Origin of the sequence: Belnapia mucosa (assembly GCF_016775475.1) — a bacterium.
Classification (GTDB): Bacteria; Pseudomonadota; Alphaproteobacteria; order Acetobacterales; family Acetobacteraceae; genus Belnapia; species Belnapia mucosa.
Map to the genome: position 1 here is coordinate 1 of NZ_JAEUXJ010000161.1, position 216 is coordinate 216.

1 pseudogene is annotated in these 216 nt (G+C 67.6%); it reads left to right on the forward strand.

Features of this window, described 5'->3' with window-relative positions:
* Window positions 1-216: pseudogene (locus tag JMJ55_RS31485) on the forward strand (IS3 family transposase); the annotation flags it as partial.

The following is a 216-nucleotide window of genomic DNA, read 5'->3' on the forward strand; positions in this document are numbered from 1 at the left end:
AGGGCCGTGGCCGACCTCACTCTGGAGAAGCTGGTGCTGAAGGGTGCGGGGCACTGCCCCGCACCGTCGGGAAACTGACAAGCGCTGCCCGTCGCCGAGCCTGCATCGAGCATGTTACGGCGGAGCGGTTCGTCTGCCATGTGCTGGGACAGCACCGCTCGGTGCAGCGCAGAGCACCCAGAGTGGTCGACGACGAGGCGGCACTGAGGGAGAGCA